The 14,427-nt window shown below is 58.0% G+C and carries 13 protein-coding genes; 7 read left to right on the top strand and 6 right to left on the bottom strand.

Annotated elements, in window-relative coordinates; all coding sequences use genetic code 11:
• Positions 1-222: 222 nt before the first annotated feature.
• The 6 genes from kdpE to kdpF are packed head-to-tail and all read right to left on the bottom strand — an operon-like array spanning position 223 to position 8,008.
• On the bottom strand, positions 223-900 hold the full coding sequence (kdpE, locus tag USH94_RS07820; protein WP_111964377.1) for a two-component system response regulator KdpE: 678 nt from the start codon (positions 898-900) through the stop codon (positions 223-225).
• On the bottom strand, positions 897-3,584 hold the full coding sequence (gene kdpD / locus USH94_RS07815; RefSeq protein ID WP_111964376.1) for a two-component system sensor histidine kinase KdpD: 2,688 nt from the start codon (positions 3,582-3,584) through the stop codon (positions 897-899). The genes kdpE and kdpD overlap by 4 nt, the downstream gene beginning before the upstream one ends.
• The gene (gene kdpC, locus USH94_RS07810; RefSeq protein ID WP_111964375.1) at positions 3,585-4,160 is read right to left on the bottom strand and encodes a potassium-transporting ATPase subunit KdpC; all 576 of its coding nucleotides are present in this window, start codon (positions 4,158-4,160) and stop codon (positions 3,585-3,587) included.
• A 12-nt stretch (positions 4,161-4,172) separates the two neighbouring features.
• On the bottom strand, positions 4,173-6,221 hold the full coding sequence (gene kdpB / locus USH94_RS07805; protein ID WP_047073918.1) for a potassium-transporting ATPase subunit KdpB: 2,049 nt from the start codon (positions 6,219-6,221) through the stop codon (positions 4,173-4,175).
• Between the two features lie 18 nt (positions 6,222-6,239).
• Positions 6,240-7,919 (bottom strand): potassium-transporting ATPase subunit KdpA, encoded by a 1,680-nt coding sequence (gene kdpA, locus USH94_RS07800; protein ID WP_111964374.1) that lies wholly within the window; start codon positions 7,917-7,919, stop codon positions 6,240-6,242.
• Positions 7,919-8,008, bottom strand: coding sequence for a K(+)-transporting ATPase subunit F (gene kdpF, locus USH94_RS07795; protein ID WP_015386886.1), 90 nt, complete (start codon positions 8,006-8,008; stop codon positions 7,919-7,921). The genes kdpA and kdpF overlap by 1 nt, the downstream gene beginning before the upstream one ends.
• A 309-nt stretch (positions 8,009-8,317) precedes the next feature.
• Here kdpF and USH94_RS07790 point away from each other — a divergent pair, with 309 nt between their 5' ends.
• The 7 genes from USH94_RS07790 to nei all read left to right on the top strand — a co-directional run bounded on the left by USH94_RS07790 (position 8,318) and on the right by nei (position 14,422).
• Positions 8,318-8,524, top strand: coding sequence for a YbfA family protein (locus USH94_RS07790; RefSeq protein WP_008501079.1), 207 nt, complete (start codon positions 8,318-8,320; stop codon positions 8,522-8,524).
• 597 nt (positions 8,525-9,121) lie between these two features.
• Positions 9,122-10,534 (top strand): deoxyribodipyrimidine photo-lyase, encoded by a 1,413-nt coding sequence (gene phrB / locus USH94_RS07785; RefSeq protein WP_111964373.1) that lies wholly within the window; start codon positions 9,122-9,124, stop codon positions 10,532-10,534.
• Positions 10,535-10,544: 10 nt separating this feature from the next.
• Positions 10,545-11,288, top strand: a complete 744-nt coding sequence (locus tag USH94_RS07780; RefSeq protein WP_045909572.1) for a type 2 GTP cyclohydrolase I — start codon at positions 10,545-10,547, stop codon at positions 11,286-11,288.
• A 14-nt stretch (positions 11,289-11,302) separates the two neighbouring features.
• Entirely contained in the window at positions 11,303-11,959 is a 657-nt protein-coding gene (pxpB, locus tag USH94_RS07775; protein WP_111964372.1) for a 5-oxoprolinase subunit PxpB, read from the top strand.
• On the top strand, positions 11,953-12,885 hold the full coding sequence (pxpC, locus tag USH94_RS07770; protein ID WP_111964371.1) for a 5-oxoprolinase subunit PxpC: 933 nt from the start codon (positions 11,953-11,955) through the stop codon (positions 12,883-12,885). Before pxpB ends, pxpC begins: the two co-directional genes overlap by 7 nt.
• The gene (gene pxpA / locus USH94_RS07765; protein WP_111964370.1) at positions 12,872-13,612 is read left to right on the top strand and encodes a 5-oxoprolinase subunit PxpA; all 741 of its coding nucleotides are present in this window, start codon (positions 12,872-12,874) and stop codon (positions 13,610-13,612) included. Before pxpC ends, pxpA begins: the two co-directional genes overlap by 14 nt.
• Before the next feature lie 18 nt (positions 13,613-13,630).
• Positions 13,631-14,422, top strand: a complete 792-nt coding sequence (gene nei / locus USH94_RS07760; protein WP_111964369.1) for an endonuclease VIII — start codon at positions 13,631-13,633, stop codon at positions 14,420-14,422.
• Positions 14,423-14,427: the final 5 nt, after the last annotated feature.

Genomic DNA, 14,427 nt, shown 5'->3' with positions numbered 1-14,427 from the left:
TAACTGTGAACAAGATCACCGTTAACCGATCAAATCAGAAATAAATATTCGTTTTGGATGAATATCGCAGATCAAAATTCTGATTTGTTGGTGTTGCGTTAACAGGTTGTATTATCAATGTTTTAAATGAGCAAAAATAGCCCGTAAAAATAACGTATGGGTTATTTATGAAATATTGTCTGAGGTATTTCGGTTTTATTTAAAAATAAAATGAATAGTTATTCAAAGCATAAACCGATAACCGATACCGGTTTCAGTTAATAAATGGCGAGGGCGAGCGGGGTCGACTTCGAGTTTCTGACGAAGATGTCCCATATATATGCGTAAATAGTGACTATGCTCCACGGCGTTGGGTCCCCACACCTGACTTAACAGCTGGCGCTGGGTGAGAACCTTGCCGTGGTTGTTGAGCAGCACGGCGAGCAGGCGAAACTCAATGGGCGTAAGATGAATTTCCTCTTCGCCGCGCAAAATGCGCCGCGCGGCCAGGTCAACCCGGATATCCCCAAACGCGTAGGTTGGATCGGCAGGCGTGGTGGCGCTGTGGCGACGCAGCGCCACGCGAAGGCGAGCCTGAAGCTCGCCGATACCAAACGGTTTAATCAGATAGTCATCCGCCCCGGCATCCAGCGCGGCGATTTTATCCGTCTCTTCAGTACGGGCGGAGAGCACGAGGATCGGCATCTGGCTCCACTGGCGGACTTCACGAATAAAATCGATGCCGTCGCCGTCCGGGAGTCCAAGATCGAGGATCACCAGGTCCGGCTTGCGGGTGGCGGCCTCAATTAAACCCCGCTGAAGCGTACCCGCATCATGAACGCGCAGACCGTCTCCTTCCAGCGCAGCGCGCAGAAAACGGCTAATGGCGATCTCATCTTCAACAATCAGAACGTTGATCACAAATCCTCTGGTAATTCATTAAGTTCTGGCGGGGTTTCCAGAGGAAGTGTAACACAAAAACGCGCACCGCCTTCCGGACGATTCTCCGCGGAAATGGAGCCGCCATGCACGTCAATGATCGCCTGGCAAATCGCCAGCCCCAGCCCCACGCCCGGAATGGCCGACTCCTTATTGCCGCGTGCGAATTTCTCGAAAATAGCCAACTCCTGCCCGGCGGGAATGCCGGGGCCGGTATCCCAGACGTTAAGGCGAAGCGTGCCATCTTCCACCGTTGCATCCACGCCAATTTGAGCACTGGCGCCCGCATATTTGCCGGCATTTTCCAGCAGGTTGATCAGCACCCGTTCAAACAGCGGACCATCAACGTGAATTAACGTCAGGGGCTCGGGCATGTTCAGCGCGATATGTCGCCCACCCAGGCCGGGTTCGAGCATTTTCAGCGCGCTGCCCACCACCTCTTCAAGCGTGAGCCACTCTTTTTTGAGGTTAAAACCGCCTGACTGGATACGCGCCATGTCGAGCAGGTTATTCACCAGGCGCGTGGTATTCAGCACGTGCTGGCGGATCTCGCTGGCCTGAAGGGCATGCTTCGAGCCTTCCGCCGCCAGGTCCAGCGTCAGAATTTCTGACTGACCGAACAGGACGGTGAGCGGGGTACGCAGATCGTGAGACAGCGCCGCCAGCAGCGAGTTACGAATGCTTTCACGCTCGCTCGCCAGACGGGCCTGTTCCTCGCTGGCGGTGAGGGCCAGTCGTTCCAGCGCGCTGGCAACCAGCAGCGTAAACGTCTCCAGTAAACGCTGCTGTTCGGGGATCATCAGCTGGCGCAGGTTGGAAGGCTCCACGATGACCAGCCCCTGATTTTTATCGGCACTGCGCAGGGGCAGAATTTGATAGGGCACGCCGGGGAGGGTGTCGGTCCCTGCGCCCGCCGGTAAGCCTTTGTCAAAGCTCCAGCGCGCGATGGCTTCGTCCCAGGGCGTCATGCCTGTGGCCGACGTCAGTGGGCGCAGCTTGCCGTGTTCGTCCGGAAGTAAAATCAGGTTGCTGGCATGAAACGTCGAGCGGATAAACTGCTCGCTGGTCTGTACGATATCCAGCGGCGTGCGGCCCACCGCCAGCGATTTCGACATCTCATAGAGATGGCGCGTGCGCTGTTCGCGATAGCGGGCGATACGCGCCTGATAGCGCACGCCCGCCGTCAGATTGCCGATCACCAGCCCGACGGTGAGCATCACGGCAAAGGTGAGGATGTACTGCACGTCCGAGACGGCGAGCGTCCCGCGGGGAGCAATAAAGAACAGATCGAAGCTGATGACGTTAATCACCGTCGCCAGGACCGACGGCCAGCGCCCGTAAAAGAGCGCCACCACCACCACGCCCAGAAGGTAGATCATCACCAGGTTGGCGGCATCAAACGCAATCAGCCACTGGCTGGCAATCACGGTAATCAGGGCGCAGAGCACGACGGCGACAAGACAGCCGCGAAGCTGAATGCGCCATTTATCGCTGAAGGTGCGGCTGTCCGGCGCGCGATTGGGTAAGGGGGTAGGTTTGTCGTCCAGCGCCACGATCACCAGATCCAGATCCGGCGCGCGACGGGCCAGCTTGTCGGCAAAGGATTCGCGGCTAAACCAGCGGCGATGCTGACGACGGCCAATGACGATTTTCCCCAGGTTATGCTCGCGCGCGTAGCGCAAAATGGCTTTATCTTCCTGAGGATCGGAAAGGGTGGCGGTTTCCGCACCCAGCTCCTGCGCAAGGCGCAGCGAACTCAGGATCGCGCGACGCTGGTTTTCGGGCAGCGCGTGCAGCTGCGGCGTTTCGACATACACCGCATGCCAGACGCTGCCAAATTTGGCCGCCAGGCGCGCGGCGGTGCGGACAAGCTTTTCATTGCCGCTGCCGTGGCCCACGCACAGCAGGATGGCATCCCGCGTGTGCCAGACGCGTTCCTGGCCCTGCAGGTCGCGCCAGGCGCGCATCTGATCGTCCACCCGGTCGGCGGTTCGGCGCAGGGCCAGCTCGCGCAGGGCTATCAGGTTGCCTTTACGGAAGAAATGTTCGATGGCGCGCTCGGCCTGGCCGGCGATATAGACTTTGCCTTCGTGCAGGCGCTGGCGCAAATCATCGGGCGGCAGGTCGACCAGCACCACCTCATCCGCGGAATCAAAGAAGGGATCGGGCACCGTTTCGCGCACCTGAATGCCGGTCACGCCGCTGACCACGTCGTTCAGGCTTTCGAGATGCTGAACGTTAACCGTCGTGAACACATCGATACCGGCTTCAAGTAACTCTTCAACATCCTGCCAGCGTTTGGGGTGGCGCGAGCCTGGCGCATTGCTGTGCGCCAGCTCGTCCATCAGGATAAGCGCGGGGCGGCGGGCGAGGGCGGCATCGAGATCGAATTCGGTGACTAACCGACCGCGATGGCTGATGCGGCGGGGCGGCTGGGTTGCCAGCCCCTTCAGCAGTGATGCCGTCTCTTTACGTCCGTGGGTTTCAACCACGCCGATCAGAATATCGAGCCCCTGCGCCCGAAGCCGCTGGGCTTCCGTCAGCATGGCGAAGGTTTTCCCGACGCCCGCGCAGGCGCCGAAGAAAATTTTCAGTTTGCCGCGATGGGCTTCAGCTGTTTGTTCGAGCAGCCTGTCCGGATCCGGGCGCATGGGCTCGTCGGTCATTTAGTTTTTCCTTAGCGCGTCCAGCGCCAGATTCAGCTCAACAATATTTACCACGGGCATGCCGATGAAGCTGACCAGCGGCTTTTGCGTGTGCTCGGCAACCAGCTGGCTCACCTGTTCGACGGTCAGCTGACGGGCGGCGGCGACGCGCGGGATCTGCCATGCCACGGCTGCTGGCGTCAGGCTGTAGTCCAGCCCGCTGGCCGAGGCGGTCACCAGCTCCACGGGAACGTCACGGCTGGCCTGTGGATTCGCGGCACGCAGGGCAGCCACGCGCTCAGTAACGGCTTTATCCAGCTCGGGGTTGCTGCCCGCCAGGTTACTGCCGCCGGATGCCATCGGATTATACGGGCTTTCGGCAGTGGCGGAAGGGCGTCCCTGGAAGTAGCGGGCATCCGCAAAGTTCTGACCAATCAGGCGAGACCCGCGGTTTTCACCGTTTTGCATAATCAGCGAGCCGTTAGCCTGATCCTTAAACCACCACTGGCCCAGCGCGGTGGTCACCAGCGGGTACAGTCCGCCGGTAATGAGAGACAGCAGAATAAACAGAAGTATAGCGGGGCGTAACATCGTCATTTGATTCACCTTTTAAACCAGGCCGAATAGCGTCAACAGCAGGTCGATAACCTTGATGCCGACGAAGGGCACCACCAGCCCGCCCAGGCCGTAAATCCACAGGTTGCGGCGCAGCATGGCGGCCGCCGTGAGCGGCTTATAGCTCACGCCCTTCAGCGCCAGCGGGATCAGGAAGACAATAATCAGGGCGTTAAAGATCACTGCGCTCAGAATGGCCGAGGCCGGAGAGTGCAGGTGCATTACGTTCAGGGCGTTTAATTGCGGATAGGTCGCAGCAAACGCGGCTGGAATGATGGCGAAATACTTCGCCACGTCGTTGGCGATACTGAACGTGGTCAGCGAGCCGCGCGTCATCAGCATCTGCTTGCCGATGTGCACCACTTCAATCAGCTTGGTCGGGTTAGAGTCGAGGTCGACCATGTTGCCCGCCTCTTTGGCTGCCTGCGTACCGGAGTTCATCGCCACCGCCACGTCGGCCTGCGCGAGGGCAGGGGCATCGTTGGTTCCGTCGCCCGTCATCGCCACCAGACGGCCTTCCGCCTGATACTGACGAATCAGTGCCAGCTTGGCTTCCGGTGTGGCTTCGGAAAGGAAATCATCCACGCCCGCTTCGGCAGCAATGGCCGCAGCGGTAAGACGGTTATCCCCGGTGATCATCACCGTTTTGATCCCCATCTTACGCAGCTGGGCAAAGCGCTCCTTGATGCCGCCTTTGACGATATCCTTCAGGGCAATCACCCCGAGCACATGGGCCCCTTCGGCCACCACCAGCGGCGTTGCCCCCTGACGGGCCACGCTTTCGACCAGGCTGTCCACTTCAGGCGGGAAGTGGCCGTTGTTGGCCTCAATGTGGCGGCGGATCGCGTCAACCGAGCCTTTACGGATCATGCGATCCTGAATGTTAATTCCGCTCATGCGGGTTTGCGCCGTAAAGGGCACGAAAGTGGCGTGCAGGCTCTGGACGTCGCGCTGGCGCAGGTTAAAGCGCTGCTTGGCGAGGATCACAATACTGCGGCCTTCCGGGGTTTCATCAGCAAGCGAGGAGAGCTGCGCGGCATCCGCCAGCGTTTTTTCATCCACGCCCGGTGCGGGTAGGAAATCTGACGCCTGACGGTTACCGAGGGTAATGGTCCCGGTTTTATCCAGCAGCAACACATCCACGTCACCGGCGGCTTCTACAGCACGCCCGCTGGTGGCGATGACGTTGGCACCGAGCATGCGGCTCATGCCGGCCACACCGATGGCCGACAGCAGGCCGCCGATGGTGGTGGGGATCAGACAAACCAGCAGCGCCACCAGCACCGTGACGGTGACCGCGGTACCGCCATAGGCGGAGAACGGCCACAGCGTCGCGGTTGCCAGCAGGAAGACAATGGTCAAGGCCACCAGCAGGATGGTCAGGGCAATTTCGTTTGGCGTTTTACGGCGCTGTGCGCCTTCCACCATGGCGATCATCCTGTCGAGGAAGGTTTCACCCGGGTTAACGCTGCACTGGATCACCAGCCAGTCGGAGAGAATGCGCGTCCCGCCCGTCACGGAGGCGAAATCACCGCCGGATTCACGGATAACCGGCGCGGATTCCCCTGTGATGGCGCTTTCATCCACCGATGCGCCCCCTTCAATGACTTCGCCGTCGCAAGGGATGATGTCACCGGCTTCCACTAGCACCACATCGCCTTTACGCAGTTCATCTGCCGGAACGTGGTCCATCTGTGCACCGTATTTCGGTTCACGTAGCTTGCGCGCGAAGGCGGTTTTTTTCACCCCTTTCAGGCTGTTGGCTTGGGCTTTGCTCCTGCCTTCCGCCAGCGCTTCCGCAAAGTTGGCGAACAGCACGGTAAACCACAGCCACAGGCTGATGGCGCCGGTAAACATCGCATTTCCCGGCATATGGCCCGTTCCCATGGCAATCGCCAGGGCGGTGGTCAGGACGCTTCCCGCCCAGACGATAAACATCACCGGGTTGTGCCACTGCACGCGCGGGCTCAGCTTTTTCACCGCATCCATGAGCGCCTGGCGAACTAATGACGGTTCGAACAGGGCCAGTTGTTTACGACTCATGACAATTTCTCCGCAAAATCAGCGTAAAGAGAGGTATTCCGCGACCGGGCCTAACGCGAGGGCGGGGATAAAGGTCAGGGCGCCGACCAGCAACACGGTGCCCGTGAGCAGGCCGATAAACAGCGCGCCGTGGGTTGGTAATGTCCCGGTGGTGGTCGGTTGGATTTTTTTATTCACCAGCGATCCGGCAATCGCCATGACCGGCACAATGATCCCGAAGCGGCCCACAAACATGAAGAACGCCAGCAGACAGTTCCAGAACGGTGAGTTGGCGCTTAAGCCCGCAAAGGCGCTGCCGTTGTTGTTGGCGGCCGAGGAGACGGCATACAGCACTTCACTAAAACCGTGAATGCCAGGGTTAAAGATGCCGCTGCGTCCGGCCTCGGTCATCAGCGCCAGCGCGGTGCCGAGCAGCACGAGAGCCGGGGTGACCAGAATCGCCAGCGCGGTTAATTTCATCTCGCGAACGTCGATTTTTTTACCCAGATATTCCGGCGTGCGGCCAATCATCAGACCGGCAATAAACACCGCCAGCAGCACGAACAGCAGCATGCCGTAAAGACCGGAGCCCACGCCGCCAAACACCACCTCGCCAATCTGCATCAGCCACATCGGGATCATGCCACCCAGCGCCGTAAAGGAATCATGCATGGCATTGACGGCCCCGCACGAAGCTGCCGTGGTGACCACCGCATACAGGCTGCTGGCGAGAATGCCAAAGCGGCTTTCTTTACCTTCCATGTTGATTGCGCTATCGGCACCGAGTGAGAGGAAGTGCGGGTTACCCTGCCATTCGGCCCACATCACCAGCGCAACACAGACCACAAAGATCAGCGACATGGTCCAGAGCACGGTGCGGCCCTGACGGCGATCGTTAACCACGTCACCAAAAGCAAAGCAGAGCGCGGCGGGGATCAGGAAAATCGCCAGCATCTGCACAAAATTAGTCAGGGCGGTCGGGTTTTCAAACGGGTGCGAGGAGTTGGCGTTGAAGAAGCCCCCGCCGTTCGTCCCGAGCATTTTGATGGCTTCCTGCGACGCCACTGGCCCCATAGGCAGGAGCTGTTTTGCGCCTTCCAGCGAGGTATATGGCGCGTAAGGCAGCAGGTTTTGCAGGCTGCCCTGCTGAATGAAGAACAGCGCGAGCAGCAGCGCAATCGGCAGCAGGATCCACAGCGTAATGCGCGTCAGGTCTACCCACGCGTTACCCAGCGTACTCACTTTCTGACGCGCAAACGCACGCGTCAGCGCGAAGATCACCGCAATTCCGCTGGCGGCAGAGAGGAAGTTCTGCACGGTTAACCCGACCATCTGGCTGAAGTAGCTGAGCGTGGTTTCACCAGCATAGGACTGCCAGTTGGTGTTGGTGACAAAACTGACAGCCGTGTTTAGCGCGAGATGCCAGGACAGGCCCGGTAACTGTTGCGGATTCAAAGGCAGGATACCTTGCAACATCAGCATGGCAAAAAGCGCAATGAGCCCGACGATATTCAGCAGCAGAATGGCGATCAAATATTCACGCCAGTTCATCTCCCGATCGTCTATACCCAGTACGCGCCAGATCCCTTTTTCAACGCTTCCCGTTCCGGGCAGGGGAACGTTATTGATTAGCCGTGCCAGCCCAGAGCCCAGTGGCCTTGCCAGAACGAACAACACCACTAAGAAACTGGCAATAAGCAAAAACGCCTGAGCAGCCATCAGAATGCCTCCGCGTTAATCAGGGCATAAACCAGATAACCCAATAACAGGAACACCAGCACGATGCCGGTAATAAGACCTGCACTCACAATCCACCTCCGGGTGACTTTTGTTGTTGTGCTAACGGTAGGATTTATGGCGCAAAGATTTCGCAAAAATGAGAAGGGCGGGTGTAAAAAAAGTATAAAAATGGCAAAGCCCGCAATTTAACTATTGATAAGTAAATCGTTAACTTTTTTGTAACTTAATTACGGCTTGAATGTAAATTTTCGCTAAACGGACGAAAATAAGTGGTCGGATGAGTAGTAAAGTTACAAACAAAGCGATATTATTTTAGCCAGGTCACAGATTTTGAATTTTCCGGATGACGTTTCCGGCCAACTATAGGGGAGAAAAATATGGATCTTTATAAAGAGTTTCCGGCTCATATCGTGTTCATGCGCCGCGCTTTCGCCGTAGTGGCTGGCGTGCTGGCTCTGCCGGTGATGCTGTTCTGGAAAGATCGTGCACGTTTTTATAGCTATCTGCACCGCGTCTGGGCGAAAACCAGCGAGAAGCCGGTGTGGATGGATCAGGCCGAGAAAGCGACCTGCGACTTTTACTAAGACTACACACAGCAATAAAAAAACCGCCAACAGCAATGTGGCGGTTTTTTTGTCCCTCCGGATTCGCGGTCCGTTGGGTGGTTTTCAAGCCCTCGTCAGAGACTTAAAAGAATATCTCGGGTCCTTAAGTAATCAAACTGCAACTCCCTAAATATATTCTTAAAAACCTTTTCAGTGGATTACGTTTTACGCCAGGGCCAACTACTATGCAGCGTCCCTTTCCGCCATCTCGCACATGGGCACCGGTCCCGGGAAAGGTGTGACCACAACCGTAAGTCAGGCTCTCGTCAGAGCTTGTGTCCACCGACTTATCACCGGTGGTGAACGGTGGAGCGGTTAGCAGCAGGGACCGCATAATGAAACGCTATTTTTGCATCGCGTTCATTGTCGCCAGCGTACTCGTTGTTAAAAGTGATGAACCGATCGGGTTTGTTGCATTTACCACGATAGCGCAGGACAAGTAGCGTTAAGGCCGCCTTGGGCGGCCTTTTTTATTTCATCCGGTCTACACTTCATGGCAAAGTACAGTAAAAGCGCGCCGCTTTTTCCTTTGGTGGCGTGCCCTTACGGACATAATGGATATTTGCCTGGAGTTTTATGCCCACCCATCTGGTTTGGTTTCGCGCGGACCTGCGCGTACATGACAACTTCGCACTCGCGGCAGCCTGCCGTTCCGATGACGCCAGCGTGCTGGCGCTATTTATCGCTACGCCTGAACAGTGGCAGCAGCATGATATGGCCCCGCGTCAGGCCGCTTACCTCAAATCGCATCTGAACGATCTGCAACACTCACTTGCTGAAAAAGGTATCCCCCTGATCTACAAAGAGGTCAGTGACTTTGCCGCGCAGCTTAAGATGTTGCGGGAGGTATGTCAGCAGAACGGCGTCACACATCTTTTTTATAACTACCAGTACGAGCTGAACGAACGGCTGCGGGATCGCCAACTGGAGAACATTCTGGGCGAGGTGGTTTGTGAAGGATTTGATGACAGCGTAATGCTGGCACCGGGCAGCGTCATGACCGGCGGCAATGAAATGTATAAAGTGTTCACGCCGTTTAAAAATGCTTTTGTTAAACGTCTGAAAGAGGCGCTGCCGGAGTGCGTACCCGCACCCGCAGCCAGAGAGGAAGCCATAACCACGCTGCCTGAATTAACGTTTAACTATCCCCAACAGACATTCGATGAGCTTCTGTTCCCCGCAAACGAGAAGGCAGCAATTGCGAAGCTGCGCCAGTTTTGCAAACAGGGCGCGGGAGAGTACGAGGCGCGCAGGGATTTCCCGGCGATTGAAGGGACAAGCCGCTTATCGGCAAGCCTGGCGCTGGGCGTGCTCTCTCCTCGTCAGTGTCTACACCGTCTTCTGGCCGAGCAGCCGCAGGCGATGGACGGTGGGGCGGGTTCGGTGTGGCTGAACGAACTCATCTGGCGTGAATTTTATCGGCATCTGATGACGTATCATCCCGCTCTCTGTAAGCATCGTCCGTTCATTCCCTGGACCGACAACGTAAAATGGCAGCACGATGAGGCACTTTTACAGGCCTGGCAAAAAGGGGAGACGGGCTATCCGATTGTTGATGCCGCCATGCGCCAACTGAATGAGACGGGGTGGATGCACAACCGCCTGCGAATGATTACCGCCAGCTTTCTGGTGAAGGATCTGCTTATCGACTGGCGTATCGGAGAGCGCTATTTTATCTCTCAGCTGATCGACGGCGATCTCGCTGCGAATAACGGCGGCTGGCAGTGGGCGGCCTCTACCGGCACCGATGCGGCTCCCTATTTCAGGATTTTTAATCCGACCACTCAGGGACAAAAATTTGATGCCAACGGCGACTTTATCCGCCGCTGGTTGCCCGCGCTCAGGAACGTTCCTGCGAAAGCGATCCACGACCCGTGGGCATGGGCGGATAAACAGGGCGTAAAGCTCGATTATCCCCGCCCGATTGTTGACCATAAACAGGCGCGTGCCGCCACGCTGGCGGCGTACGAAGCCGCCAGAAAAGTTTGAGAGCATAAAGATGAAAAACAGCGAACTGGAACGCCTGATTAACGAAAAACTCAATACCGCCTCCTTTAGCGACTACGGTCCTAATGGCCTGCAGGTAGAAGGGCGCGAAACGGTGCAGAAAATTATCACCGGCGTCACGGCAAGCCAGGCGCTGCTGGATGAGGCTGTCCGTCAGGAGGCCGATGCGGTGATTGTCCATCACGGTTACTTCTGGAAAAACGAATCACCGATTATTCGCGGCATGAAGCGCAACCGCCTGAAAACGTTGCTGGCAAATGACATCAACCTGTACGGTTACCACCTGCCGCTGGACGCACATCCGGAGCTTGGTAACAACGTTCAGCTTGCCCGACTGTTGGGGATTACCGTAATGGGCGAAATCGAGCCGCTGGTGCCGTGGGGCGAGCTGGCGATGCCGGTTCCGGGGCTGGAACTGGCTTCCTGGATTGAAGCGCGCCTGGGGCGTCGTCCGCTGTGGAGCGGCGATACCGGTCCGGATACGGTGAAGCGTGTTGCCTGGTGCACCGGAGGCGGGCAGGGCTTTATCGACAGCGCCGCGCGCTTCGGTGTCGATGCCTTTATCACCGGCGAGGTTTCCGAGCAGACCATTCATTCGGCGCGTGAACAGGGGCTGCATTTCTACGCGGCCGGGCATCATGCCACCGAGCGCGGCGGCATTCGCGCCCTCAGCGAGTGGCTGACGGAAAATACCGATCTGGATGTGACCTTTATTGATATTCCTAACCCGGCCTGATGAGAGGTGCCTGAGTGCAGCGAGCGCGTTGTTATCTTCTGGGAGAAACGGCAGTGGTTCTGGAGCTCGAGCCGCCGGTGACCCTTGCCACGCAAAAGCGTATCTGGCGGCTAACCCAGCGTCTGGTCGATCTGCCGGATGTGGTTGAAGCCATTCCGGGGATGAATAACATCACGGTGGTGCTGCGTAGTCCGCATACGCTGGCGCTGGATGCCATCGAACGTTTGCAGCGCTGGTGGGAAGAGAGCGAGGCGCTGGAGCCGGAATCGCGTGCCATTGAGATCCCGGTCGTTTATGGCGGTACGGGGGGACCGGATCTTGGTGTGGTCGCAGACCACTGCGGACTCACAGAAAAGCAGGTTGTTGAGTTGCACAGTTCGGTTGACTACGTCGTCTGGTTCCTGGGATTCCAGCCCGGATTCCCGTATCTGGGGGGATTATCTCCCCGTTTGCATACGCCGCGCCGCGCTGAGCCGCGCCTGAGCGTACCGGCGGGGACGGTGGCTATCGGCGGCGAGCAGACCGGCGTCTATCCGCTAACATCGCCCGGTGGATGGCAGCTTATCGGACATACCGCTATGCCTTTATTTGACCCTGGGCTGGAGACGCCAATACTCCTGCGTCCTGGCGATACCCTTCGCTTTATCCCGCAGAAGGAGGGGGTATGTTAACGCTTATTCGCGCCGGGCTTTATACCTCCGTACAGGATGCCGGCCGCTTTGGTATGCGCCAGTCCGGCGTGAGCTATTGTGGCGCTCTGGACCGTCCAGCGCTGGAGATCGCTAACGTGCTGGTGGGCAACCCCGGCAGCACGGCGGCGCTCGAAATTACGCTCGGCCAGTGTGTCATTGAGTTTGGTCAGGAGACCTGGTTCGCGCTCACCGGCGCAGGCTGTGATGCCACGCTGGACGGCAAAGCGGTGTGGACCGGCTGGCGTCTGCGGGCTAAAGCCGGACAGCGTCTGACCTTAAAGCGCCCTTTACACGGCGTGCGTAGCTATCTTGCGGTGGCTGGCGGCATTGATGTGCCTGACGTGCTGGGCTCATCCAGTACCGATCAGAAAGCCGGGATTGGCGGTCACGAAGGACGTTTGTTGCGCGACGGCGATCGCCTGGCGATTAAGCCCTCTTCGCGTCACTTCTCGACGGCTCAGGGGGTAAAACAACTCCTCTGGGGAAACCAGATCCGCGCCTTACCGGGGCCGGAATATCATGAGTTCGACGAGGCCTCAAAAGAGTCCTTTTGGCGCTCGCCGTGGAAGCTCAGTCCGCAGAGTAACCGTATGGGTTATCGTCTGCAGGGGCAGCCGCTGATCCGGACGACCGACAGAGAACTGCTCTCCCACGGTTTACTGCCAGGGGTTATTCAGGTTCCGGGCAACGGGCAACCGATCGTGTTAATGAACGACGCGCAGACGACGGGGGGCTATCCGCGAATTGCCTGCATCATTGAAGCCGATCGCTACCATCTGGCGCAAATTCCCCTCGGACAGCCTATTCACTTCGTTCAATGTTCGCTGGAGGAGGCGCTAAAGGCGCGGCAGGATCAGCAGCGCTATCTCGAACAGCTGGCGTGGAGGCTCGATGGTAAAGATTGATTTGAATGCCGATCTGGGCGAGGGCGGCAGCGCCGATGCGGCGCTGATGACGCTGGTCTCCTCGGTCAATATCGCCTGCGGCTTTCACGCGGGCGATGCGCAAACCATGCTGGAGAGCGTGCGTAACGCCATCAAAAACGGCGTCGCGATAGGCGCACATCCGAGCTTCCCTGACCGGGAAAACTTTGGCCGCACCGCGATGGACCTGCCGCCTGAAACGGTCTACGCACAGGTGCTCTACCAGATCGGCGCGCTGGAGGCGATGGTGCGCGCTGAGAACGGTGTGCTGCGCCACGTGAAGCCGCACGGCATGCTCTATAACCAGGCGGCAAAAGATCCGGCGCTGGCGGACGCTATAGCCCGTGCGGTGCGGGACTCTAATCCGCAGCTGATTCTGATCGGCCTGGCGGGCAGCGAGCTTATTCGTGCCGGAGAACGGCTGGGGCTGACCACGCGGCAGGAAGTGTTTGCCGATCGGGGATACATGCCTGATGGCAGCCTTGTACCGCGTACGCAGGCCGGTGCGCTGATTACCGACGAAGCTAAAGCGCTGGCCCAGACGCTGGATATGGTGCGCGCCGGGCGGGTGACCGCCGTGGACGGCACGTCGGCAAACGTTCAGGCTGATACCGTATGTTTACATGGTGATGGCGAGCATGCGCTCCAGTTCGCGCGCCGCCTGCGGGCTGCGTTCTCTGAAGAGGGTATTCTTGTCAGCGCAGATTAATCATGAAAGGACAGAAAAATGCCAGAAGGCCCGGAGATCCGCCGCGCGGCGGATAGCCTCGAGGCGGCGATAAAGGGCAAACCGCTGACGGAGGTCTGGTTTGCTTTTCCTCAACTGAAACCGTTTGAATCACAGCTGGTGGGGCAGTCGGTAACGCATATTGAAACGCGCGGCAAAGCGCTGCTCACGCATTTCTCTCATAACCTGACGTTATACAGCCATAACCAGCTTTACGGCGTCTGGCGCGTGGTGGAGGCGGGTGAACAGCCGCAAACGACCCGCGTGCTGCGCGTCAGGCTGCAAACGGCCGATAAGGCGATACTGCTCTTTAGCGCCTCTGATATCGAAATGTTAACGCCGGAGCAGTTGCTCACGCACCCATTCTTACAGCGGGTTGGGCCGGACGTGCTGGATATGCGCCTGACGGCGAGCGATGTGAAGGCCCGGCTGTTATCGCCTGCATTCCGCAACCGGCAGTTTTCCGGCCTGTTTCTTGACCAGGCCTTTCTGGCCGGGCTTGGCAACTACCTGCGGGTGGAAATCCTCTGGGAAGTCGGGCTGGCGCCGCAGCATAAAGCCTCTCAGCTGAGCGATGAACAGCTAGAGGCGCTGTCCCACGCGCTGCTGGACATCCCGCGGCTGTCGTACAACACGCGTGGCGTAGTGGATGAAAACAAGCATCACGGGGCGCTGTTCCGCTTTAAGGTGTTTCATCGGGCAGGGAAAAAGTGCGAGCGGTGCGGAGGGATTATCGACAGGATGATGCTCTCTTCAAGACCCTTTTACTGGTGCCCGCACTGCCAAAAATAAAAGTA

This window comes from Enterobacter sp. 148H3, assembly GCF_034107425.1.
Taxonomy (GTDB): Bacteria; Pseudomonadota; Gammaproteobacteria; order Enterobacterales; family Enterobacteriaceae; genus Enterobacter; species Enterobacter vonholyi.
Note: the sequence above shows the minus strand (reverse complement) of the source record. Positions and strands in the feature narration are given on the sequence as shown.

Excerpts from the sequence above, each read along its gene's own strand:
- kdpD (WP_111964376.1), bottom strand. The coding sequence starts at position 3,584 with ATGACCGACGAGCCCATGCGCCCGGATCCGGACAGGCTGCTCGAACAA.
- kdpC (WP_111964375.1), bottom strand. The coding sequence starts at position 4,160 with ATGACGATGTTACGCCCCGCTATACTTCTGTTTATTCTGCTGTCTCTC.
- kdpB (WP_047073918.1), bottom strand. The coding sequence starts at position 6,221 with ATGAGTCGTAAACAACTGGCCCTGTTCGAACCGTCATTAGTTCGCCAG.
- kdpA (WP_111964374.1), bottom strand. The coding sequence starts at position 7,919 with ATGGCTGCTCAGGCGTTTTTGCTTATTGCCAGTTTCTTAGTGGTGTTG.
- USH94_RS07790 (WP_008501079.1), top strand. The coding sequence starts at position 8,318 with ATGGATCTTTATAAAGAGTTTCCGGCTCATATCGTGTTCATGCGCCGC.
- phrB (WP_111964373.1), top strand. The coding sequence starts at position 9,122 with ATGCCCACCCATCTGGTTTGGTTTCGCGCGGACCTGCGCGTACATGAC.
- USH94_RS07780 (WP_045909572.1), top strand. The coding sequence starts at position 10,545 with ATGAAAAACAGCGAACTGGAACGCCTGATTAACGAAAAACTCAATACC.
- pxpC (WP_111964371.1), top strand. The coding sequence starts at position 11,953 with ATGTTAACGCTTATTCGCGCCGGGCTTTATACCTCCGTACAGGATGCC.
- pxpA (WP_111964370.1), top strand. The coding sequence starts at position 12,872 with ATGGTAAAGATTGATTTGAATGCCGATCTGGGCGAGGGCGGCAGCGCC.
- nei (WP_111964369.1), top strand. The coding sequence starts at position 13,631 with ATGCCAGAAGGCCCGGAGATCCGCCGCGCGGCGGATAGCCTCGAGGCG.